Origin of the sequence: Edaphobacter sp. 4G125, from assembly GCF_014274685.1 — a bacterium.
GTDB lineage: Bacteria > Acidobacteriota > Terriglobia > Terriglobales > Acidobacteriaceae > Edaphobacter.
Genome location: NZ_CP060393.1, coordinates 3,471,924 through 3,496,031, shown reverse-complemented (window position 1 = coordinate 3,496,031; position 24,108 = coordinate 3,471,924). Strand labels below are relative to the sequence as shown.

Genomic DNA, 24,108 nt, shown 5'->3' with positions numbered 1-24,108 from the left:
TCCGACGCGCTCAACGATTGGTAAGGATGGTTTTGCCTCCGGCGGCAGCGAGGATATGAACCGTTCCGTAGGGGGCCAAATCGTCAACTCGTGCTTTCGGATGGTAGGTCAACAAGAAGACGCGATCCGGTCCTGACCAGAGGTGCCGGAGAGAGTCTTCTGTTTCAAAGATGCGCGGAGCATCGGGCCAGAAGGCCCCGTACCAAAGGCCATTGACGTTGCCATTGATCAGGTGAAGCTGGTGATGGGTGTAGAAGATCAGCGAAGAGCCGGATGTGAGCTCTCCGTCAAGGATGATCTGATCGTTTGGTTGCAGACCGTCGCGATCGATAGCAAGAGCAAGATCTTTAGAGCCGAGAATGGGATAGAAGCGGGTCAGTCCCTCGTGCGCGGCGAGTAAAGTGATGACCGTCGCTGTGGCGAGAATAAGGTTGGCAGCATACTGGTGTTTGTGTTGACGGAGTATGAGACTTCCAAACCCCATGCAGATCATTCCGAGAGCGACTGCGATGAGAGGTCCTCGAAAGAGGCCCATTGCTGCTCCGGTGAGATCGAAGATGTGGCCGAGGGAGAGATTGTAGAACTCTGGATTGGCCGCGAGGAGAGATGCGATGTCGGTTCCATCAGCTGGATGCGGCGCAACGATCGAGAAATATCCGCAGACGAGAGCGACCAGTGTGGAGAGAGGAAGAAGGAAGCAAATTGTCCAGCGAAGTGCGCCAGTCCGGGAAGATGCATCCCGTGAATCGGCACGAGCGAGGAGGCCGGCGGACATCAGCGCGAGCGCGGGAAGCGCGGGAAGGTTGTAGTATTCCTGCCGGCTGGAGAGGGTAAAGAAGCCGAGCACGAGAGCGGTCCAGAGAAGAAGCGAGAGCGCTGCTTCATATCTTCGAGGAGAGATTAGCGTGCGGTTGCGGAGATCACGGACGTGATCGGAGATGGCAGGTATAAGGAAAGCTGACCAGGGCAGAACCCAGACGATACTCAGAAGCCAGAAGAGAGTGATTGGAACCTGGCCATAGTCGTGAGGAATGCGTTGGCCAAGGAAACGAGCGATGTGTTCATTGTAGAGATAGAACCAGGCCCAACCTCCGCGCTCGGGAAGCCCGAGTCCTGAAGGGAGAGGGATGGAGGGTGTCCGAATGGCCGCGAGAATATGCCAGGGGGCAGCGATCCCGAGAAAGAGGGCCAGACTTGAGACAAGGTGCAGGTATTTCAGTTTCGAAAGCTGATGCGTGATTGCGAGATATAGCAAAGCAAAGCCGATGGGAAAGATCAGGCCGATGAGTCCTTTGGTAAGAACATTGAGAGCCATTACGGCAGCGAAGCTCAGGCAGGGCAGCAGCGAAGAGCGGCCTTGATGGATGCGATCCAGTGCGATCAGGAAGAGATGGACGCCAAGCGTCATCCAAAGGGCGAGGAGGATATCCGGGATATAGAAGCGGGTGTAAAGGAACGGTCCGATGCTGGTGGCCAATGCGAGCGCGGCATAGAAGCCCCCACGATCGGGAGCATCGGGGGGAGATGTCTCACGGAAGAGACGAATACCGAGCGTATAGACCGCTAGCAACAGAGCGAGGACGCCGATAGCTAGAGGAAGGCGCGCCGCCCAATCATGCGGGCCAAAGATGCGCATGGAAGCCGCAGCCATCCAATACATCAAGGGTGGCTTGTCGAAGAAGCGAATGCCATTTACATACGGAGTGACGTAGTCATTGCGTACAAGCATCTCGCGCGCGATTTCGGTGTAGATGGAATCGACATCATCGAGCAGACCAGGCGTAAACAAACAGCCAATCTGAAGAATGAGCCAGGCGAAAAAGATGATTGCAATTGAGCGAGGACTCCAACTCCGTGACGGTGCCAGGGATTCGAGCGACACAGAGCCAGTTAGAACCTCGGTGTCCGGGTTGGCCGGGGAGGCAACGAATTGGGTCATCCCTGCGTTCACGCGTTGAATTCTTCAGAAAACTTACTGTTGATGATCAGTGCCCACGGGGTGGTCGAGCGGGCGGTCGGTGAAGAGCGCTTTTCCTGAGGTCTCTGCGAGAAGGATCTTGTTGTTTCCCAAGAGCCGGTCAACCACATCTCTTCTTTCGAGCGGAACGAAGAGGATTTTGCGTTGTCCGGTTCCCCATTCCTTCACGAGATCTTCATGAGAAAGAAAGATGGGAGGAGCGTCCGGAAAGGTTGATCCGAAGAGCATAGAAGTCGAACGACCATCGACTAAATAGACGATTTTCCCAAGGTAAAAGGGGATCGAGGAGCCATAAGATTGGTCGCCAAAGAGGAGAATTTGACTGTCACGAGAGACTGAGCCGTTGTCTTCCAGTTGTTGAATCTTTTGGGCGAGATTCTGTGAAGAGAGCATGGGGCCGAAGCGGATAAAGGCAATGTGTGCCGCGATAAGAAAGATCGTGCTGGTGAGAGCGATGGTCGTTGTGGATGCGAGGTGGCGTTGCTTTTTCCTTAGCCACCACGCGATCGCGGGCCCAATCGCGAAGGCCAGGGCAGCAAGCGCTGCCGGAAGCCGCAGCGCAGCAAAGCTCGGGCCCGTAAGGTCGAAGAAGTGCGACATCGAGAGGGTGTAATCGCCGACTGCGCGATGGGCGAGAAGCTCTCCAATATCGGGTACGAAAGGCAGCTTTCTGGAACTCCAGAGTCCATAAGCCAGCGCTGTGGCGGCGGCCAGGCCGATCACCGTATAGGTCGCATGAGCAAAAGTGATCCAGTGGCGAGAGAGACTGTCTTGCTGATAAATGGCTTCGGACTTCGCGAGTGCAACAGCAATCAGGGTCAGCAGCGCGAGGTAAGCCGGGAAGGTGTAGTACTCCTGGTTGGTCGAGATGGAAAAGAAGACCAGGACCAGGGCCGCATAGATCGCATGCAACAGTGTCGTACGTGCAGAAAAGGTGTTGGTATTCAACATTTGCCGTCGCTGGCGCCAGCCTTGAATTAAGACGGCGGGAGCGAAGAGGCTCCAGGGAAAGAGCCAGACGAGATGCAGGCTCCAGAAGAGATAGCCGGGAAGTTTGTTGTAGTCCTTAGGGTAGCGCTTGCCCAGGAAGCGCAGGAAGTGCTCGTTGACGAAGTAGAACCAGAAGAAGCCGTGGCCGTTCATTCCGCCGGTATTTCGCAGCCCGGCGAGGATATGCCAAGGGGCCGCGATGGCAAGAAAAAGAATTATGCCGCTCAAAGGTTTGAGCGTGCGCCAGAGATGCCATTCCCTCGTGAGAGCGAGGTAGACGATCGCGGCTCCGAAGAAGAAGACCAGGGCGACGAGCCCTTTGGTCAGGACGGCGAGCGCAAGAGCTGTCCACATCGCATAGGGATAGACGATGGGAGGAAAGGTCGATTCTGTGACAGGAGTTTTGGTCAGGGAGAGTGTTTTAAGGAAGCAATAGAGCGCAGTACAAAGAAACAACGAGAGCAGGACTTCAGGGATATAGATGCGGGTGAAGAGGAAGACTCCGGCGGCGGTGAGGATGAAGATGCCGGTGTAGAAGCCGGTTCGCTCATCATAGGCTCGGCGACTCCAGTGATAGCCGAGCAGGGCAAGCAAAAGAACTCCGACCGCTTCGGGAATATGAGCGGCAAAGGCGTTGAACCCGAAGACCCGGAAACTGATGGCGTCGAGCCAGTAGGGTAGGGCTGCTTTTTCCAGATAGCGGATGCCATTGACTTTGAGGGTGACGAGGTCGCCGGTGAGAACCATGTGACGCGCTGCGTTGGCGTGGGTGGCGTCGGCGTCGTCCAGTAATGGTGGAGCAAAGAGAGAGGCAAAGAAGATGACCAACCAGAGGGAAAAGAGGACAAGAAGGGCAGCGGGTCGTCGTCGAGATGCCGGGTAGGGCTCGGACTGTGCAGTTTTTGGAGAAGCCAGAGGCGTAGAAAGAGTGGGCGTGGTCATGACGGATCAGCTCTTACTAGGATAAATCCCTCTTATAGGCAAAGCGGACTTTATTGATGACACCAGGAGATAAATCCTTTCGGCGGTCGATGGATGTATCTTGGCTTGTGTAGTTGATTCATGGATTTGAAATGAGGTGTGATGCCGACGTTTGCTGCAGTGGATATTGGATCGAACTCCTGCCGGTTGAAGATTGCCGAGGTGCAGATGCACCGGCTGAAGACGCTGCATGAAGACCGCGAGGTGACTCGGCTGGGCGAGAGCGTCTTTCAGACGGGTGTGATCTCGCCGGAGGCGATGGCAGCGACGATCCGTGCGCTCAAGCGCTTCCACAAGGCAGTGCAGCTTCATGTGGCCGACAAGGTGCGTGTAGTTGCAACCAGTGCCATGCGAGACGCTCGCAACTCCGATGCGTTTATCGAATGGGTACGTTCGGCGACCGGATGGAATGTCGAAGTGATCTCCGGTTTAGAAGAGGGTCGTCTGATCCATCTTGGAGTGGTAACCCATGAGGTGGGAGCGCGTGGTCGTTGTGTCCTGATCGACCTTGGAGGCGGAAGCTGCGAAGTCACGGTCTCCGACGGCGGGCGGATCAAGTCGATGGTGAGTCTGCCCCTGGGAGCGGTGCGCCTGCAGCAGGAGTTTCTTATGACAGATCCTCCGGCCAGGGAAGACGTTGCGCGGCTGAAGCAGTATATCGATCGCGAGCTGAAGAAGGCGGAAAAGAAGATTGGGATGCCGCGTGCAGCATTGGTCATCGCCACCTCGGGAACGGCCTCGGCACTGGCCGAAGCCAGTAGTGACGCGCGCAAAAAGGCAGCTATCAAGGACAAGAAAAAGTCTTTGGTCAAAAAGCGTGTGGAGCATGTAGGCACCCTCACTGCCCACTCGACGGAGGTTCGCGCACTAGTGGACCGACTGGCGAAGATGCGCGATGAGCAGAGGGCGGCGATTCCCGGTATTGGGCCAAGGCGGTCGGAGATTATTGTAGGCGGTGCGTTCGTCTATGCAAGCTTGATGGAACGATTCGGGTTGAAGTCGTTTCGTTATTCATCCCTTGGATTGCGGGATGGAATGCTGGCGCAGATGCTTGGCGACGCGGACCTGCGGACCTCGGTGCACCAGAAGATCGAAAGCGAGCGATGGGCGGGCGTGCTGGAGGTCTGTCGTCGATATGGCATCGAGCAGCGGCAGGTTGAGCCGGTACGACAGCATGTGGTGGAGCTGTTCCATGCGCTGGTGCGCGTCCATGAGCTACCTGAGGAATATAGGCTTTGGCTTGAGTCTGCCGCGATGATGCAGGACGTAGGCAAGTTTATGAACCATCAGGGCCATCATCGACATGCGCAGTACATCATCGCGAACTCTGAGATCTTCGGGTTTTCACCGGAGCAGAGAGTCATTGTGAGCGCGCTGGCGAGATATCTGGGAAAAACGCGGCCCGATGCGATGGACCGCGTGATGCGCACACTGCCGATCGAAGAGCACACGAATGTGATTCGCGCTATTGCTCTACTGCGACTCGCGGCCGCATTGAATCAGGATCGAGCATCGGCCACGCTACGCATCCGTATCTACGTGTACCCGAAGCGAGTGCTGCTCGAACTTGCTCCGAGCCGCGGCGGGGCAGAGCTGGAGGCGTGGTCAGTAAAGAAAGAGGCCACTTACTTCCGCGAGGTCTTCCGGCGCGAACTTTTTGTCGAAGTCGTATAGAGCGCACGCACGGGACGGGGATCAAGCAGCCATTGCAGTGTAGCCGGTGCGCGTGTCAGTGACAGACGGGCAAGAGACCCTTTGCGCAAACGGATTGAAGGTGTGGTGGTCGCGTTATGTGGAACCAGCAGAGCAGCCAGGAACTGCGTGATGTTGGGGTTGTGGCCGACGACCAGCACATTCTCGTAGTCCCGGCACTCGGAGAGTAGTCGTTGAAAGTCGCGGAGTGTCGCTTCGGGAGCGAGCGCATTCGAGAGCAGAATCTGAGATTCATAGCCCGTCTCGGTTCCAACCAATGAGGCGGTCTGAAGGCTCCGTTTAAGCGGACTGGAGATGATGAGGTCGAACTGAATCTTCAAGCCGTTGAGGATATGCGCCAATTGCATACAGTGGCGTTTGCCATCCTTATCTAACGGGCGCTTGCGGTCCAGAACCGGGTTCTGACGTCGTTCTCCTGCGGAGGCATGTCGAAGGATAAAGAGATTCATAGTCAATCTCGATTTTAGTGCAGCGATCATTTTTTATCGGGATTGTCAGGCAGATGGGAAGTCTGAGAATCGCGGTGAAAGATACCAGGGTCGGGCTGATCGAGTGAGGGCGGAGCAGGTTCCGGATTCGGAATGGGATCGGGAGGAATCGTGGTCGTTATCGGAGGCGTTGGTTCGACCAGAGGGGCATCCGGTGAGAAGGGCGCAGGATAAAGCGGCGTGAGAGGATCGGGGTTATAGATCATCTCGACATGGTGCGGATGCTCTGAGGAGACAACGTCTGATGTAGGTGGCGACGGCGGAGCCGGATGCACATGGGAGGAGAAGGTCGCTCGCGGAACGATTGAGGTAGATTCTTCCGGGGCAATGGGATATTGCAGTACAAGGGAAGCCTCAGCTCCCCGCTGCCAGAACCGCATGAAGAGCATGATGAAGAGCCCTGCTTGCGCTACGAGAAACATTGGCCAGACGCGAGACTGCGCCATCATGTGCATCGCTGTTCTCGTCGCGATGAAGGCGGCTGCGGAACCCAGGATGGCGAGGAACAAAAAAGCTATCCATGCACGAGTCAGATGAGTGCGAAGTAAACGGAATGCCGGACCCAGCGTTCGCCTGACACGGCGATCAGGACGTCCTGAAGATCGTGTATGAGTCCCAAGCTGAACGGTATAGACCTCGACGAGGTCGAAATAGAGGCGCAGGAGGGAGGCGATCAGGAGAACAACTCCTGCACCTGCCAAGGTGAGGAGCAGGGCGGGCCGTCCAACGAAGTGTTCGTCAACGAAACGAGCCCAGTGCCGTTGCAGTAATGTAAGAGGGCCGAGGATGAAAAACGCGGCAATCAGGGTGAGGAGGATGATGCGTATAAATCGCCAGAAGTGCAATATGCCCTGGCGAAGGAGGCTGCTCAAGGTGGAGTGGGCGCGGGTGATATAGCAGAAGAGAGTTCCCGGTACGAGGAGGAGATAGATCAACAGATACGTGGGAAGCGACCCGTAACTAGTCGTGGTGATGGCCTGTCCCGCGGAGCCGTGTTGAAGCTGCATGATGCTTGAGAGGGCGACAGAGAGATCGAAGCCGGAAGAGATTCTCTGAGCGGCCAGGGAGTGATCGAGCAATTTTGAAAGTTGCTTGTACAGCGGGAAGCAAAAGGCCAGGGCGAGTCCGAGATTAAAAAGGTACGTCCACAGGAACGCCGGAAGCCGGCGAAGGGTAATGCTGAGGCCGTGGAAGAGAATGCTACGGGTTCGAGCCATAGGGAGCCTTTCGATATCTCCGTTCCTTTTCACACAATCCAGGCTGCCAATTGGGCTGCCATCTGCTGGAGAACGGTCCAGATGGAAGCCAACTTGTGCGCTGGGACTTTATCGATGCGATTCGTATAGCTGTTGTTGAAGAGATTTCGATCGAGTGGAATCAGATGGTCTGGATCAAGTTCAACGGAGACAACCTTCGCGTTGCGCGTATATGTGAACCGGGTCCAGCGATCTGTGCCATCCCAGTGTTCGCGCACGCGACTGCCGTCGTCGAAGACGATCTCAGCGGTTACGGGCAGAATGAAATCTCCTTGCCGTCGCAGATAAACCACAGACGAGTACTGCGTCGTCCGCGGATCGCGTGGAGGGGATTGCCACCACTGCACAGGCTCTGAAGAGAAACCATCGACGGAATAATCCAGGAGCTGAGTTCCATAGACGGCCTGTTGAATGAATGGTCGTAACGTCGTCGGTGTATAGGCGTTTGCCGGTGCAGGAGCGGGCTCGGCAATGCATGTGGGAGTTGGCTGGCTAAGCTGTCTGAATGTTGTTGTTGGACCTAGAGGGCTAAGAGGTGCGCACGTGGTGACGACAGGAGCAGGTTCTGGATGTTCACCGGAGAGTGGGGAAGCCTTACCGCGAGCGACCGCAACTTCTTCAATGGTGCGGAGGAAGTCTTCTCCTGTGGGATGTTTGAAACGATAACGCTGGAAGTAGGTTCGCAGAGCCTCATCCATTGTGTTAGTTCCGAGAATGCCTTCCAGCGTTGTGAGCAAGGTTGCAGTCTTGCCGTAGGTAATGGCTCCATATGAGTGCTCATCTCGGAACTTCCAGGCGAAGCGCGTCACAGGATCGAAGTCGGGAGCAGAGAGATACGTGATGCGTTGGAGCGATCCGTCGCCAAAGTTGGCATAACGTTGCTGGACGACCGAGGTGCGGTCTCCCAGCAATGCGGCCAGGACTTTGACTTCTGTATAGGAGTTGATCCCTTCATCGAGCCAGGCTTCTTCAAATTCATTGGTCGCGACCATGCCGTACCAGTACTGATGGCCGAACTCGTGTTCCACCGTGATTTCGGGAACTTTAAAGATGCTTGTCCAGGAGCCATCACCCGTAACCAGCGTGGGGTATTCCATGCCTTCCATTTCAGACCCGGGTTCGGGATCGATGACGGTAATGACCTTGTAAGGGTATGGACCATAGCGGCGTTCGAACTCCCTGAGGGAGCCACGCATGATGTCGAGATATCTCTGCCCGATGTGTGGATGAGCTGCAAGCGCAAGGATGTGGATCTGCACAGGGCCAAGCGAAGAGAGATAGATCGCGTCTGTTGGAATGAAGTGTGGGCTGGCTGCGAAGGCGAAGTCGTGGATGTCTTCTCCGTAAAAGCTGAGCGTCTTCGTGCCGTCGGAGTTGGGTTGGTTCCCGGTGGAAACGCCGCTGGCTCCGACAACATAACGTCGCGGGACGGTAAGGCGCACGTTATAGGTGCCGAAGTCAGAGAAAAATTCAGTCGTCGCGTGATATTGATGGCAGTTCCACGCGCCGTGCCAGAACACTCCTACTTTGGGAAACCACTGGCCTCCCATGATGAAGTCACGCTTATAGCCATTTCTCGCGACCGAGAGCGGAAACTTATCATGGAAGGCAACATGAAAGGTGATGGAATCGTTTGGAGCGAGCGGGCGCGGAAGAATCACCTCCGCAACAGTGTGGTCCAGTAGATTGCCATCATCCGGAGCGGTGAAGTGAAGTGTTGGAGTGAGATCGCCATATCCATCGGCCTCGATATGCGAAATCATGATGCTCCCGATCTTTTCAGCGGGGTAGTGATCGCCTAGCGAATCGCGAATACCTCCGCCTGCACGAGTCTCTGCCGTGAAGGTGGACTCTGGTCGAAATGCGTTGAGATAAAGATGAAATGGAAATGTGTTGAGAGGCTGACCGGTGAGGTTCCGGTAGGTCAGAGTCTCGGTAGCGTCCAGGGTCTTTCGATCGGTATCGAGGCGGGCATCGATCGTATAAGCGACGACGCGTTCTGAGAGAGGCTCGCCGTTTGGCGAGTTGATAGCGATTCCCACCTGTGCAGGAAGCCAGGGAGAGATAAGCCATAGACCAACGGCGGCAGCGAGACTGGATCGCAACATAGCAGGGGTCTAATCCTTTCAATAGGATGCAGGAATCCTCCAAGAGGTGGCGTGGCGCTGCGCAGAGTTGTCTGTGATCTGCCACAATTCAGTCGTCAGAATCCCCGCCATAAAAAGCTGTTTTTCAATGCGGCGAAATCCAGCGGACTGAAGCGCTGAGGCGTGATGAGGAAGCTGAGTGGCCTGCAATCCTGTAAGGATGCGGAAGGCGATATAGAGACCGCGAACGAAGAGTTGCGCTGGCCAGCGGAGAAGGCCAGGTGGAACACGAAAGTCAGAAACCACCCAGAGCGTACCGGGTGCAAGAGCAGGAGTGAGGCGCGTAACCAATGCCTCAATCTCAGTTTGCGTAAGGCAATCGAGAAAGAAGTGCGTTACGACAAGATCATAGCTTTGGTCTTCAGGAGGCATGAATTTCAGGGCGTCAATTTGGCAGGTCGATAGACGATCTGTATAGGCCGTGCATCTTTTGCTCAACAGTCGCAGCATCTCAGCGCTGACGTCAATCGCGGTGGCGCGAATGCTCGGGTTTGCGGCAAACAGCCGGGTAAGAAAACGTCCGTCTCCATCTCCAATGACTAGAGCATTTCGGGCCGTGAGGAGGTATGGAAGAAAGTGGAGGCGTGTTCGCTCGAGCAGCTGACCCAGCGTGAGATATTCCAACAGACGATAAGGTCTGGCGATACGGTCGAATCCGGAGGGTGTGCTCACAGGAAGGGCACCATTAAAAGTGGAGTAAGCAATGCTAGATCTGCGGCCGCCCGCAGCTCGGTTGCCGGCATCCTGCTATGTCGTCGATGCAGAAGGAACAGGGTTATTGCTGAGATGAGAATGGAGGCATAAAGCGGCCACGGAGCCTCATGGTGTATGCCAATCAGGGCTGCACTGACGGCAATTACAGTAAGGGTAAGTTGCTTCAGATGGCGAAGCGCGACCGCCGTAATAGGGTGAGGAGTTTGCCCGGAAGGAAGCGTATGTTCCCACGCATAGATGAACAGGCAATTTAGGCTGCAGAGCGCTGCCAATAAAAGTGCCGGCGGCAGAAGCGTCAGTCGAAGCGACGGAACGCGAGCGACTGTTGGGATGAAGGTTGCAGCGGCGAAGCATATGCCGACGGCGATCTCCTTCGGAAGACGATGTGCGCTGTGAGTGGCATGAATGATGACGAAATAGCCGAAGACCAGCCCGCCGAGAATGAGATAAAGACGGATTGCCTGTTCTGGAATACGAGGCAACAAAATCGCAAGAAGGATGGAAGCGCAGGCGATCCCAACCATGAAGGTGCTGCGATGTTCCCGGTGGAAGTGATGCCGTGCTTCCAGTAGGCCAATCTCTGACGACTGTGCATCCAGCAGGCGATCTGCAGCGTAGAGCGTCCATACCGCTGCCGCCATAGCGAAGAGGGAAGGGAGGCGCAGGGGAACATGATTCACGCGTGCGATGAACCACGTCCACAATACGGCGACTGTTGGAGCGTCGAGCGAGAGAAGATGCCAGAGCGCCAGAGGAGATTTCGCCTTCGCAGTCACGCTCTCATTCTATGACCCAACTGCAGAAGGCAGCGATGAAGAAAGAATTATGCCATGGGCCTGCTGTTGGTCACCACTGGAGTAGCCTCTGGCTGATGTCTTTCCTGCTTTGCGCTGGTGGCCCACAGGCTAGGATCGATGTCCGGGAAGACATCATCGCGGCGCTCGATCTCCGTTAGGCGCTCTTCTTGATCTGAGGATAACTGTCCCGAGGACTCAAAGGCCTGCCAGAACAATTTCACCTCATTGAACTGATCGTTGTGCGTCACAAAGCGCGCTTCTGCGTAGTCGCGGGCAGCTCCTGTGGTGATAAGGAATTGCCAGTCTGAGGATTCGAGCAGAAGAAGCTCGCGGCAGAGCTGACGGGCGATACGTCCGCCAAGCTCGGAATCTCGCCAGAGGTTTCCACTGGCGACCTCGCGGGTGAATAACTCTGCCGGGTAGATATGGGTATAGGTCCAGCTGGTCTCTGGATTCATCCACACTTCATTGTGGCCACCAGCTCCCCAGGAACCTTCCGGCATAGAGATAAATCCTGCGCGGGGATACAGGTCGAGATACTCCGCACAGGAGATCATCTGGATTCCCGTGTCGTAGTCGTGCAGAGTTCGTGCAATAGCCTCCAGCCACATTGGCCCTTCGAACCACCAATGGCCGAAGAGCTCAGCATCGAAAGGTGCGCAGAGGATAGGAGGAATCGAATCGTTGAAGCCAGACCTCAACGCTTCGTAGACCAGATGGACAAAGTGAGACGCATGCGATTTCACCCGCTCAGCCGCTTCTTGTGGATAGTAGGGCTGTTTGTCTCCCATGTCGACCTTGGGGCCGGTGACGCGCCAGTAGCGATGGCCTCCGGGCCAGCGCTTCTTGTGGAAGTCGAGATAGACTCCATCACCGGGATAACCGGAGTCGCCTGACCATACCTGGATTCCGGTGCGCGGGTCGCGTGGAAAGATCGTCGCGGCGTAACGCTTATCGTAGGGGCCATCGACATAGTACGGTTGATAGAGAGAGCGATGGCCCCCATGAGTCATAGCGATGGTCGGCCCATCGACGGGCACTGCGCCATTGAGCAACTCGTAGGGCGAAGGTACACGGTGTCCTTCTTCGACCAGGTGCGTGTCGACAAAGAAAAATTCAATATCGCTCTCGGAGAGGGCTTGCTCCACTCCAATGCGATCGAAACCGGCAGGAGCTGATGAGCCATCGGCAAAGCCAACGGGATAGTTCCAGAATCCTGCGGGACGGTAGCCGCACTCCGGAGCCCATATGCCGCGAGGATGACGGCCCATGTGACGCTTATGAGTTTTGACCGCAGTGCGGATCTGGGCGCGTACACTCTCGTCTGTTCCCAGCAACGGCATGAAGCCGTGGGTTGCGCCGCAGGTGATCACTTCGATCAGGCCAATATCGTTGAAGTGTCGGAAGCCGGAGACGATATCTCCATTGAGAGCGCGAAAATCTTCCAGCGCCTGAGCAAAAAAGCGATGCCAGAAGCGTGCAGTCTCCGCAAGATGAGATTCGCCGGACTGGATGAAGAAGGCTTCATCTTCGCGTGCGGCGACGATCTTTCGCTCAAGATATTTGGGGAACTCCGCGATAAACGTTGGGTGTGAAAGTTGTTCGAGGAGAATGGGGGAAAGATTCAGATTGCATTGAAACCGGATTCTGTCTCGTTCCAGATTGCGCAAAACGCGGAGCAGAGGAAGATAAGTCTCGGCGGCAGCTTCGTGGAGCCACTCCATGCCATGCGGCCAGGTTCCATGATGGACTACATAGGGAAGATGAGCATGCAGCGTGAACGTGAGATAACCTTTTGGCTGCTTCGTGGAGGCAGAGTTGGTCGATGCCTGGGTCAAGACAGATACCTCGCGCTCGGTAAGCGATGGTGAAGTTGCCTCGTTTTTCTCGGGTTTTGCCGACTCGAGAGTTCGAGTCTACACCAAAGACAGCGACGAGGAATAAAAGAGCGGGCCTTCCATAAGCCCGCTCGTATTTAAATGCTAGGATGCTGGAAAAACTATTTCGGTTACTGTGGCTGTTGATCGTCCGAGGGTGGGTTCATTGGACGCCGTCGCTGTCCGCTGCCATGTGTGCTGAGTGTGTCCGATGTTGGAACCCGGATCGAGATGGTATTGGTCAGAGAGAAGTTGACCAGGCTTTCGGAGGGGATCTGCACCTGCTCACCACGAGTGACCGTGTTAGCTCCAGCTCCGATGCCGGCACCGGCTGCTGACCCGATCGCTGCGCCCTTGCCGCCTCCGGCGATTGCGCCGATGATTGCACCGATCGCTGCGCCGCCGCCAACCTTGGCTGCGGTGTTCTTGCCACGTCCCTTGCCCTCAACGCTGTAGGGCTGGGTTGAGACAGCAAGTGAGTCGCCGCGGCGGTCGAGGCTGACTAGCTCGATGCTGAGCAGGGAGTTTCCTTTATAGTGCGCCGCCTCCTGGACTGCTGAGACGCGACCACTGACTCCGGTACCCTGGCGAATTGCGACCAGACCATCTGCCATGATGTCGGTTGCTACTGTCCCCGAAAAGGTCTGGCCAACCTGAGCATTTGCGCTGCTAAGCGTCTGGGTAATCCGGACCGGAATGGTAGTTCCAGAAGGGACCGTCACATTTTTGAAGGCTGGAGGTGGCGGAGGAGCAGGAACCGGTGCGGGCGCTGGAGCCGGCGTGGGAGGCGGAGCAGTCTGCGCTACCTGTGGACGCTCAATCGGTGCCGGAGCGGATCGCTGCCTCTCAACGGGCTTTGGCGCGGGCCTTCTTGATCTTGGTTCCATGACCGGCGGGGGTGCAGGAGTTTCGGCGACAGGAGCGGGCGCCTGGACCGAAAGGTTGTTGACGACGGTCTTGATCCCGCTAACCTGCGCTGCATCGGCAGCGGCAAGCGACCGCGCTGCCTCGCTGCTGACGGTTCCATTCAGGGTAACGATGCCATTCTGTACGCCTGCCTGGATGGGTTCGCTCGCCAGGGCCGAATCTCCGGAGAGTCGGCCCTGCACGGCGTTCGTCAGACTGGCATCGTCTACGGCCGGTGCCGCAGGTGTTGTGCTCTTGCAGCCGGCCAATGCGAGGCCTAGCGAAAGAGCGGTTACGGCGGCGAAGGTGCGTGTCGAAATACGAAGTGCGTAAATGCTCATCTGACGATCTCTTTCGTGCAGCGAAAAAGCCCGGCTGCTGTCAAAGACTCTAAATCAAGGAGCGAACCGTTGGTCAGAAGATATTAGAGGGAGAACCGAAACTCTGACTCGGGACCGGAGGGGCTCCTCGTACAAATATGACGCTTTAGAGAGCGGAAAGTTCTGAGGAAAGATGGAGACGCAACCCAAAGGATCATAACGGGCATCCACCCTAGGATGCCTGCTTAGGCAGGCGTACAATCTTCGAAGCCGGTTTATTTCGGTCCTGGTCGATTAAGTTTCTCAATCTGGATGGGATATCCCGTTATAACTGGCGAGGTATGGGTTTTGTACCCAGGGATTACGAGAGAGAAGGAGACAGGCAATGTCAGATAACGACAACGGCGCAAGCGGATTGGGTTGGTTTCTTGCGGGGCTGGGCATTGGCGCCTTGGTGGGCGTTCTGTATGCGCCAAAATCGGGCAAGGAGACGCGCGAGGATCTGATGGCATCTGCGATGGATGCCAGGGAGCGAGCCGCGGAGTATGCCCAGCAGGGACGCGAACGTGCATCGGAGTATGCGGAACAGGGTAAGCAGCAGTTCAACGATTACGTGGACCGCGGCAAAGAGTACTATGAGCGCGGCCGCACGCAGTGGTCGCAGTACGTCGAGAAGGGCAAGGGCCTCGTGCAGGAGCAGCAGAATAAAGTTGCTGCCGCAGTCGATGCCGGGAAGCAGGCTTATACCAACTCGACCCGGACGGAGCAGGAATCCTCCGCTTCGTAGCTTTTTGAAGGCGATCCGGCCATGAGAGCCGGATTGCCTTGTTCTGTCTTGAGGAGAAGCTAATGACGATCTTGGGAATGTGGCTCGAGGATCCGGGTTCGCTCTCATCCGGAAACTCGCGGCTTTTGATGTTCTTTGTTGCCATGGTTGCAATCGCGATGGTCGCTCAGGCGGCAGTGGTTATCGGAGCCGCATACGGCGCTTACAAGGCAAGAAAGCAGCTTCTCGCGATCGCCGAAGAAGTCCGTGCGAAGACCTTGCCCGTGATCGATGAGGCGCAGGGTATGGTGCGCGAGCTGCGGCCCAAGCTCCAAATCCTCACTGAGAATCTCGTGGAGACAAGTCATGTCGTTCGCGCCAAGGCTGCTGATTTCGATTCGACGATCTCAGAGGTTAATCAGCGTGCACGTGCGCAGACGGCCCGCGTCGACGATATGGTGACCACGGTTCTGGATACGACGGCCGGAATTGCGACCGGTATTCAGCGGGGTGTTCAGGCTCCGGTGCGCGAGTTCCACGGCCTGATGAACGGGCTCAAGGCCGGGCTCGATGTGCTGTTCGGTGGCAGAAATCACCGATCTTCATCGCATTACGGTGAAGATGGTCTGTAAAAAAAGCAGATTCTTCCCCGGGTACGTTTCGGAATAGCAAACTGAAAACTAGATGATCCAGCCGCCTCCAACGACCTCGTCTTCCTGGTAGAAGACGGCGGCCTGGCCGGGGGTGATCGCTCGCTGCGGCTCGTCGAAGACGGCGCGTACGAGATCGTCGCCTGCTCCGATGAGGGTGGCGGGGGCGGGTGTGTGGCGATGGCGAATCTTGGCAGTGACGCGGAGTTCTTCGCCTTCGGCGAGGCCCGGGACCGAGATCCAGTTGAGGCGGTTGGCGGTGAGGTTGCGAGTGAGCAGACCCTCATCGGGACCGACTGTGACCTGGTGCGAGTCCGGGTGGATGGCGAGGACGTAGAGCGGGTTCGGCGATGAGACGCCGAGGCCCTTGCGCTGGCCGACAGTGAAGCTGTGGATTCCCTGGTGGTGGCCGAGCACCTCGCCGGAGGTGGACACGAGCTCGCCAGAGAGGTCAGGCATCTCCTCATTCTGTTCGTCGAGGTAAGCCTTGAGGAAGGTGCTGTAATCCCCATTGGGGATGAAGCAGATCTCCTGCGAGTCGGGCTTCTGGGCGACATAGAGGCCCTGGTCTTCGGCGATCTGGCGAACAGCGGGCTTCTGCATCTCTCCCAGAGGGAAGAGAGTGCGGGAGAGCTGTTCTTGTGTCAGACCAAACAGGAAATAAGTCTGGTCCTTCGTATAGTCTGCCGGGCGCGAGAGGATCCAACGGCCACGAGCTTCATCGTAGTGATTGCGGGCGTAGTGGCCGGTGGCGATGCGGTCGGCGCCGATCTGGCGCGCGGTGAGTAGGAGTTGGTCGAACTTGAGATGGTTGTTGCAAAGGGTGCAGGGGATTGGCGTGCGCCCGTGTAGATACTCGTTAACGAAGGGACGGACGACATCGGCCTCGAAGCGGTCCTGCTGGTTGACGACATAGTAGGGGATGTCGAGTTGCTCGGCTACGGCGCGAGCGTCGTAGACATCGTCGAGGGAGCAACAACGTCCCTTGACGGCCTCGGGCATGCCTTCCTTTCCAGCGAGGCGGCGCTGGTTCCAGAGCTGGAGGGTAAGGCCGACAAGAGGGTGCCCCTGAGATCGCAGAATGGCCGCGACCGTGGAGGAGTCGACTCCTCCAGACATGGCGACAGCGATCGTCTCCTGGTTCGGATTGTTGAGATCAGGCTGCATCGCGATTCTTCCTGGAGACCCTCCCCCCGTCTATTTCGTGCAAAGTATTATAAATAATAGGCTTAAGTCCGTACCTCATTCCATTGCTTTACGGGAGGCGTTCGAACCGACTACTTCCAGATTAGACTCGGTCTTCGATCATTCGACGCTGGAATCTCCGCACTCCGGCGATGCGGATCTGGTCCAATCTTCTATTTCAAGTATAGCGGAGGAGGTGGGGTGAATCCGCAACGGGTAAGTCGTTTTGTTTGTGTTGGTTGAGGTGGATGCGGGCTTGACAGGGGTAGTCTGTTGCGAATGGTCACCATGAAATTCGGAGATTTCTCGACTTCGCCCCTGCGGGACTTCGCTCGAAATGACACTTCAAGTGAGCAGCGGAGGATCCATACTGACACGAATCGCCCACTCATGTCGCGATGCTCCATGAATGGGGCACCCTGCATTCGCGTTGTGCACTAATACCTACCCTAGTCTCGTGCGACTTGCGTCGCTCCAAGCCAGAGGCTGGGGCATCTGACTGTTCGGATTATTAGAGTAAATTTTGTTTATTTTCAACTAGTTATATCGCGATGACGACGTGCAGATGAAGTTATGGGCGATGGGGACCGCAACTGGCTCCACAGGGCATGCGTCTAAGCTGTTTTGAGATGAAAATTATCAGGCTCTCTGTCTTTCTTCTGGCTGTTTCGTTTGCGTGTATAGCTCGCGCGGATAATGCGCGTTTCGACCTGGTGGGCCCCAAGATCAGTGTTCGGGTGACCCGGGCAGGAACGACGCTACCGATTGCGGAGGTCCCGAATCTGCGAGCGGGAGACAAGCTGTGGGTGAAAGCAGACCTGCCGGCGAGCCAGAAGAACCATCTTCTTTTGATCGTTGCTTTTTTGCGTGGGACAACGAACGAACCACCAGACGATTGGTTTACCGAGATCGATACCTGGGACAAGAAGAGGACCCGGGAGGGGACGACGATTACGGTTCCTGAGGGAGCCGAGCAGGCAGTGATGTTTGTCGCTCCGGAGACGGGTGGGGATTTCAAGACTCTGCGGTCAGCGGTGAAGGGGAAGCCTGGCCTGTTTATCCGAGCCAATGCGGATTTAAACGAAGCCTCGTTTGAACAGCAAAGGATCGAGCGTTACCTGGCAGCGATGAAGACGGTTCCGGCAAATGACAAGAAGGCAATCCAGGATCGGTCGGGGAAGCTGGCAACGACGCTGGCATTACGGCCGAATGCAGACTGCTTCAAGCAGCCGGTTGAGCAACAGGTAACGTGTTTGACGCAATCGAGCGCCCCGGTGCTGCTGGATGATGGACATGGACAGACGATTGCGTCAGCGATTTCGACAGGACCTTCTTCGGACTTTATCAATGCCGCTTCGGCGACTCCGGTGGCGGGTGCGGGTGTGTATTCGGCTTATGTGGGAGCGGTGGTCGATCTAGTGCATCTGGTGAGCACGATGCGTACAGCGCAGTTTCAGTACATTCCCGCGATTGCGTTCCCGAATAGCGAGACGTTGAACCTGAAGTTGAACACTCCGCCATCTTTTATTAATCCGAAGTCGGTGATTGTGATTGGCCTGCCGGCGATCCAGGAGGCGAAGCTGCCGCCGCTGCGTCCGCAGAATGAGAACCAGGTGTCGTGTTTGCTTCAGCCGAAGATGGCGCTGTTGCTGGAGGGGGCTCCGTTGGTGTTTTCAACGAGTTTTGCTCATGACATGACATTGCACTTGAATCGTACGGGGGCCCAAACGGATCTTCCTCTGAAGCCGGATGCGTTTGAGGGCGGATTGGTGGTTACGAAGGAAGAGCAGCGGAGATCGCTGGAGGAGGCAGCGAAGGAAGAGAGTGCGGCGAAGGACGGCACGAAGCTGGCTTCGAGTACAGACCTGACGGTGACAGGAACCGTGAAGGGGTACTGGGGCTTTGATGCATTCGATGGGCCGACCTTGACGCTGCAGCAGGTTGCGGGCGATGGGTGGAAGGTCGTGGGAAATTCGCAACTGATGACGGGCAAGGACAATCACCTGACATTGCGGGGTGAGGGGACAGCCTGTGTTCAGCAGATTGCCCTGACGAACAAGAACGGCAAAGATGTGGATGTGAGCTTCAAGCCGGCGGAGGGCACCAGCAAGGGTGCGGAGGACGCGAAGAATCCTCTGGAGCTTGCGGTGTCGTTGAAGACGGTGCAGCCGGGAGATTACTCGCTGGCGATCAAGCAGTATGGCAGTGGAGATGTAAGCAAGGTTCCTTTGACGGCATACACGAGCGACATTCGTCTGGATGCAGTGAAGCTGCACCGAGGCGACAATGTGGCGGTGCTTTCGGGTGAGGGACTGGAGAACGTGGTTTCGGTGGAGATTGCGGGGCAGACGTTTATGCCGAGCGGGCCGAGCAACGACGAAAAAACGGTACAGCTTGAGGCAAAGACAGGAGTTTCTCCGAAAGAGGGGACGGAGGCCACGGCGAAGCTGAAGGATGGCCGCACGATGAAGGTAAAGGTTGCAGCGCAGGCGGCACGTCCTGGTCTGACACTGATCTCGGTGAATGCAACGGCGACGCCACAGGATGGTGCATTGCCGGTGACGCTAGGTGCCAAGAGTGATATTCCGTTGAATGGCCGCTTGACCTTTGTGGTGCAGACGAAGGATGCATTTCCACGGAACCAGACGATTGAAGTCGCGACGGCTGATGGCGCATTGAAGACAACACTTTCGCTGAAAGAGAACAACCTGGTGCTACAGGATGCACGTACCGCGATTGGAATGCTGGTACCAGCGAAGGCCTTCGGGCAATCCGGCTTTGGAAAGTTGCAAATGCGTCCTGTAGCTGCTGATGGAACGACGGGAGACTGGACTCCATTAGGAACGCTGGTGCGGACTCCGGATGTAACGGCGATTCAATGCACGACAGAAGATGCTCCGACGTGCACGCTGGAAGGAAACAGCCTGTTCCTGGCGCAGACGTTTGGCGCGGACAAAGACTTTGCAAAGACAGCGGAGGTACCGATCGGGTTTGCGGATGGCACATTTGCAGTACCGACTCCGGCAGATGGGAGGACGCTTTATGTGAAGCTGCGGGATGATCCGGCGAATGCGGCGACGGTGGTGTTACCGAAGCCTGTCGCACCTGCGCCACCACCACCTCCTGCGACTGCTCCTGTTGCAGCGCCTGCACCGGCTTCTGATGGAACGAGAACACCGCAACCTGCGCCTACGGTGCCGCCGCCGAGTGGAGAGAATACGACTACGACGCCGAACCCGCAGGGTGGGCAAACGACGCCTCCGCAGAATTAGTGAAATTAGAACGTGGTGATTGAGGGGGCCGGTGTTTGTGGAGGGGACTATGATGCATAGTCAGAAGAACTTCACAACCGGCCCCTTCAAAACGCGTTAATCACTATTCAAGACGAGGAGAACGACTATGCCGTTTGTTAAGACCAAAGACGGAACCGATATCTTCTATAAAGACTGGGGCAAGGGGCAGCCGATCGTCTTTCATCATGGCTGGCCTTTGAGCTCGGATGATTGGGATAACCAGATGCTGTACTTCCTGGCGAAGGGTTATCGCGTGATTGCTCATGACCGGCGTGGGCATGGGCGTTCAACGCCAACTGCGAATGGTCATGACATGGATACCTATGCAGCCGATGTGGCGGAATTGGCGGCTGCTCTGGATTTGAAAGATGCGGTGCATATCGGGCATTCCACGGGCGGCGGCGAGGTGGCGCGGTATGTTGCTCGTCATGGAAAAGGGCGCGTTGCGAAGGCAGTTCTGGTGAGCGCTGTGCCGCCGATCATGGTGAAGAGCGAGAAGAATCCGGGGGGACTTCCAATCGAGGTCTTCGACGATTTTCGCAAGCAGCTTGCGGCGAATCGTGCGGAGTTTTATCGGCAGGTTCCGATTCCGTTCTATGGATTTAATCGTCCGGGTGTGAAGGTGATGGAAGGCGTGGTGGGTAACTGGTGGCGACAGGGCATGATCGGTTCCGCAGTTGCCCACTACGAATGCATCAAGGCGTTTTCGGAGACGGACTTCAATTCGGATCTCGAAGCTATTACGGTTCCGACTCTGGTGATGCATGGCGACGACGACCAGATTGTTCCGATTGCCGACGCGGGACTGTTGTCGGCCAAGATTATTAAGGGTGCCAAGCTAAAGGTATATCCGGGGTATCCGCATGGAATGCTGACGATCCATGCCGATGTGATCAATCCGGATCTGCTGGAGTTCATTCGTAGCTAACAGAAATTTTCAGGCCGGCGAACCATGTGGCATTGCCGGCCTGAAGTATTAGATCCAGCCGCTGATCTCTTTCTCAGGGACATAGCCGGGAAAATTGGGGCCTGTGAATTGGCTCTCCTGACGAATCTTGAGCTTTCCGTTCTCTACCCAGAGTGGGCCGCGAATGGAGAGGTGATCGACCATCCGTTGACGCCATGTCTGGAGTTCTGCGGCGTATTTCGAATCGCTGGCGAGGTCGATCAATTCATGGGGATCTTCTTTTCTATCGAAGAGCTGCTCTTCGCCGTTGTAGGCGTGGAAGATGTATTTCCATCTGCCATCGGTAAGGGCGTTCCAGTGATTGGTGACGCCGTAACAGACGTTGTGTTCAAGATCGATCCATTCGCGCCAGCCCTGTCCCTTGGTTTTGATGAGATGCAAAAGGCTCTTGCCTTCGATCGATGAAGGGGTTTCAGCCCCGGCTGCATCGAGGAAGGTCGGAAGCAGATCACGAATCTCCACTGGCTGATCGAAGGTCTGTCCGGCAGGTCCGAGCTGCTGCACCCTGGCAGGCCGCAACAGCATGGGGATGTGCGCAGACTGCTCGTAGGCATAAGTCTTTCGCCAGAGATTGTGATCTCCCAGCATGTCTCCATGATCGGAGAAGAAGACGATCATGGTGTCGTCGAGCATGTTCCGCTGTTCCAATACATCGATAATTTTGCCAATCTGCTCGTCGAGGAAGGTGACGTTGGCATAGTATCCGGCGCGCGAACGATGGATTTCTTCCGGAGAGAGTTTCCCGTGCCAGAGATCGTCGCGGTCGCTGGATCGCGGAGCGTACTTTGTGGCCCACGCTCCTATCTGCGCTTCTGGGAGATCCTTGTTTGCGTAGCTGTCGAAGAGGCGCTGGGGAGGATCGTAAGGGCTGTGAGGGCGAATGAAAGATACTTTCAGAAAGAAAGGGTCTTCGCGCTGATATTGCTCGAGGAACTTGACGGCTGTTGTGCCGGTCCAGTGCGTCGCATGCATTTCTTCTGGATAGACGAATGGCTTTGCTGGCTGATCGTTCCAGCCCAGACCTGTGGCATGAGGATCGGCATCGGGCATCTGAGACCAGAACCAGCTTTCGTAATCGCATCGAGGTTCGTAGGACTGCGGCTGTCCTTGTTTGCGATTGTGAAACCAATAGGAACAGTGCTCATCGGTGATCATGTGGTGATAACCATGCGGATTGGTGATGGGGAAGTAGTGGTTCTTGCCAATGGTGGTGGCGTAATAACCAGCTTTGGCCATCGCGCTGGCCTTCTCGACCGGGTAGGGTTTCGTTGCCATGTTGATCATGCCGAGCATGCCGTGTCCCCATGGGCTGAGACCTGTCATGAGAGCAGTTCGGGCAGGGGTGCAGCTTGGCACTGAGGTGTATGCATTCTGGAAACGAATTCCTTCTCGCGCGATGCGATCCAGATGAGGTGTTCGGATGGCTTTATTCCCATAGGCGGCGACGCAATCGACACGAAGCTGGTCGGCCATCAGCATAAGAATGTTTGGCCGAGTCTGCGTTCCGCTACGGCGTGCGGGGCCAATTGGCGCAGATGGTTTTGCCTGAGCCTCCGATAGACGGTTGGTGGGTTGCAGCATCGCTGCGCTGCCGAGTCCAAGAAATTTTCGACGATTCATGGGTCCATTCCTTCTCTTGTCAGGCAGTGGCGAGGACAACGGTTTTGGCGTTGAGGAATTCGCGCATTCCCATGGCGGAGAGCTCGCGGCCGTAGCCGGAGTGTTTGATGCCTCCGAAGGGAAGGCGAGGATCGCTGGCGACCATCGCGTTGATGAAGACAGATCCGGCCTGGAGTTCGGAGACGAGGCGCTGTTGCTCGGCGGGGTCGCGAGTCCAGGCGGAGGCTCCGAGACCGAAGGGAGTGTCGTTGGCGATCTCGATAGCTTCGTCGAGAGAAGAGACCTTGAAGAGCATGGCGACGGGGCCGAAGAGCTCTTCGCGGTAGACGTCACTGGAACGCGGGACGTCGACGAGGGCGGTGGGCTCGAAGTAGAAACCGTCGCCGATCATGCGTTGCCCGCCGGTAAGAATACGGGCTCCGGCTTTGACGGCGGAGTTGACCTGAGACTCAAGGGTTTCGGCAAATCTTGCGGCAGCGAGAGGTCCGATGTCGGTGTCCTCTTTCATGGGATCGCCGATCTTCATGGCTTCCATTTCCGTTACGAATCGCTGCTCGAAAGTGTTGTAGATGGACTCGTGGACGATGAATCGCTTGGCCGCGATGCAGGACTGGCCGTTGTTGATGAGGCGGGCACGGACGGCGGTGTGGATCGCGGCGTCAAGGTCAGCAGACGGAAGAACGATGAAGGGATCGGAGCCGCCGAGTTCGAGGACGGATTTTTTGATGAGCCAACCTGCTTGCGCTCCGATGGCGCGCCCCGCGGTGACCGAGCCGGTGAGGGTGACAGCGGCGATGCGTGGATCGGCAAGGATGCCTTCGACCTGACTGGTTTCGATCAGAAGAGTTTGAAAGCTACCTCGGGGAAATCCGGCGCGGCGTACGAGGGATTCGATCAGAAGAGCGCACTGCGGGACGTTAGGAGCGTGTTTGAGAAGGCCGACATTTCCAGCCATAAGCGCAGGTGCGAGGAAGCGAAAGACCTGCCAGAAGGGAAAGTTCCAGGGCATGATGGCGAGGATGACGCCGAGAGGGTCCCAGCGGATGTAGCTGGAGTTTTCGGTGGCGATGGCCTCAGGAGCGAGGATGCGGGCGGCATTCTCTGCATAGTAGCGGCAGGCCGTAGCGCATTTTGCAACCTCCTGCCGGGCAGCATGGATGGGCTTGCCCATTTCAAGGGTGAGAGTGGGAGCGATCTCGTCGGCCTCCTGCTCGAGGAGAGAGGCGAGCTTGTTCATCCAGAGAGCTCGGTGGTCGAGTGGCACGGCGTGATAAGTCCGGGAGGTCTCGGCGGCAAGAGCGATCTTTTCGGAGAGCGCAGCTTCGGTGAGTGGATCGAAGCTGCGGAGGAGCTTTCCGTTGGCGGGATTGATGGATTCGATAGCCATTCTGCTTAGGAAGCAGATTAGCAAAGGTCGTTCCTTGAAGGGGCTGAAGGAGTCTGGCGGAATGGTTTAGTCG

At 56.5% G+C, this 24,108-nt stretch carries 17 protein-coding genes; 5 read left to right on the top strand and 12 right to left on the bottom strand.

Annotated elements, in window-relative coordinates; all coding sequences use genetic code 11:
• Window positions 1–10: 10 nt before the first annotated feature.
• Window positions 11–1,951: an ArnT family glycosyltransferase gene (locus tag H7846_RS14525; RefSeq protein ID WP_255460658.1), complete on the bottom strand. Its 1,941-nt coding sequence runs from the start codon at window positions 1,949–1,951 to the stop codon at window positions 11–13.
• Between the two features lie 21 nt (window positions 1,952–1,972).
• Window positions 1,973–3,910 carry an ArnT family glycosyltransferase gene (locus H7846_RS14520; protein WP_186693038.1) on the bottom strand — a complete coding sequence of 646 codons (1,938 nt, stop codon included), beginning with the start codon at window positions 3,908–3,910 and terminating at the stop codon, window positions 1,973–1,975.
• A 141-nt stretch (window positions 3,911–4,051) separates the two neighbouring features.
• On the opposite strand from H7846_RS14520, the gene H7846_RS14515 reads away from it, so the two are divergent.
• A complete protein-coding gene (locus H7846_RS14515; RefSeq protein ID WP_186693036.1) occupies window positions 4,052–5,623 on the top strand; it encodes a Ppx/GppA phosphatase family protein in 1,572 nt (523 codons plus the stop codon).
• Here H7846_RS14515 and H7846_RS14510 read toward each other — a convergent pair.
• From H7846_RS14510 to H7846_RS14480, 7 genes are all read right to left on the bottom strand, one after another.
• Window positions 5,575–6,111, bottom strand: a complete 537-nt coding sequence (locus tag H7846_RS14510; RefSeq protein ID WP_186693034.1) for a SixA phosphatase family protein — start codon at window positions 6,109–6,111, stop codon at window positions 5,575–5,577. The genes H7846_RS14515 and H7846_RS14510 overlap by 49 nt on opposite strands.
• Before the next feature lie 26 nt (window positions 6,112–6,137).
• Window positions 6,138–7,367 (bottom strand): hypothetical protein, encoded by a 1,230-nt coding sequence (locus H7846_RS14505; protein ID WP_186693032.1) that lies wholly within the window; start codon window positions 7,365–7,367, stop codon window positions 6,138–6,140.
• Window positions 7,368–7,396: 29 nt separating this feature from the next.
• Complete coding sequence (locus H7846_RS14500) at window positions 7,397–9,514, bottom strand: M1 family metallopeptidase (RefSeq protein WP_186693030.1); 2,118 nt, start codon at window positions 9,512–9,514, stop codon at window positions 7,397–7,399.
• 18 nt (window positions 9,515–9,532) lie between these two features.
• Window positions 9,533–10,225 (bottom strand): class I SAM-dependent methyltransferase, encoded by a 693-nt coding sequence (locus tag H7846_RS14495; RefSeq protein WP_186693028.1) that lies wholly within the window; start codon window positions 10,223–10,225, stop codon window positions 9,533–9,535.
• Window positions 10,222–11,043, bottom strand: coding sequence for a hypothetical protein (locus H7846_RS14490; RefSeq protein ID WP_186693026.1), 822 nt, complete (start codon window positions 11,041–11,043; stop codon window positions 10,222–10,224). Before H7846_RS14490 ends, H7846_RS14495 begins: the two co-directional genes overlap by 4 nt.
• 47 nt (window positions 11,044–11,090) lie before the next feature.
• Window positions 11,091–12,902, bottom strand: coding sequence for a glycoside hydrolase family 57 protein (locus H7846_RS14485; RefSeq protein ID WP_186693024.1), 1,812 nt, complete (start codon window positions 12,900–12,902; stop codon window positions 11,091–11,093).
• A gap of 170 nt (window positions 12,903–13,072) precedes the next feature.
• On the bottom strand, window positions 13,073–14,188 hold the full coding sequence (locus H7846_RS14480) for a BON domain-containing protein (protein WP_186693022.1): 1,116 nt from the start codon (window positions 14,186–14,188) through the stop codon (window positions 13,073–13,075).
• A 364-nt stretch (window positions 14,189–14,552) separates the two neighbouring features.
• On the opposite strand from H7846_RS14480, the gene H7846_RS14475 reads away from it, so the two are divergent.
• Window positions 14,553–14,954, top strand: coding sequence for a YtxH domain-containing protein (locus H7846_RS14475; RefSeq protein WP_186693020.1), 402 nt, complete (start codon window positions 14,553–14,555; stop codon window positions 14,952–14,954).
• 62 nt (window positions 14,955–15,016) lie between these two features.
• On the top strand, window positions 15,017–15,565 hold the full coding sequence (locus H7846_RS14470) for a hypothetical protein (RefSeq protein WP_186693019.1): 549 nt from the start codon (window positions 15,017–15,019) through the stop codon (window positions 15,563–15,565).
• Window positions 15,566–15,613: 48 nt separating this feature from the next.
• Here the strand turns inward: H7846_RS14470 and mnmA are convergent, their stop codons facing one another.
• Complete coding sequence (gene mnmA / locus H7846_RS14465) at window positions 15,614–16,750, bottom strand: tRNA 2-thiouridine(34) synthase MnmA (RefSeq protein ID WP_186693017.1); 1,137 nt, start codon at window positions 16,748–16,750, stop codon at window positions 15,614–15,616.
• A 647-nt stretch (window positions 16,751–17,397) separates the two neighbouring features.
• On the opposite strand from mnmA, the gene H7846_RS14460 reads away from it, so the two are divergent.
• Window positions 17,398–20,040: a hypothetical protein gene (locus H7846_RS14460; RefSeq protein WP_186693015.1), complete on the top strand. Its 2,643-nt coding sequence runs from the start codon at window positions 17,398–17,400 to the stop codon at window positions 20,038–20,040.
• A 127-nt stretch (window positions 20,041–20,167) separates the two neighbouring features.
• Window positions 20,168–20,989, top strand: a complete 822-nt coding sequence (locus H7846_RS14455) for an alpha/beta fold hydrolase (RefSeq protein ID WP_186693013.1) — start codon at window positions 20,168–20,170, stop codon at window positions 20,987–20,989.
• A gap of 48 nt (window positions 20,990–21,037) precedes the next feature.
• Here the strand turns inward: H7846_RS14455 and H7846_RS14450 are convergent, their stop codons facing one another.
• Both H7846_RS14450 and H7846_RS14445 read right to left on the bottom strand, forming a co-directional pair.
• Window positions 21,038–22,648: an arylsulfatase gene (locus tag H7846_RS14450; protein ID WP_186693011.1), complete on the bottom strand. Its 1,611-nt coding sequence runs from the start codon at window positions 22,646–22,648 to the stop codon at window positions 21,038–21,040.
• A gap of 19 nt (window positions 22,649–22,667) precedes the next feature.
• On the bottom strand, window positions 22,668–24,035 hold the full coding sequence (locus H7846_RS14445; protein ID WP_186693009.1) for an NAD-dependent succinate-semialdehyde dehydrogenase: 1,368 nt from the start codon (window positions 24,033–24,035) through the stop codon (window positions 22,668–22,670).
• Window positions 24,036–24,108 lie beyond the last annotated feature (73 nt).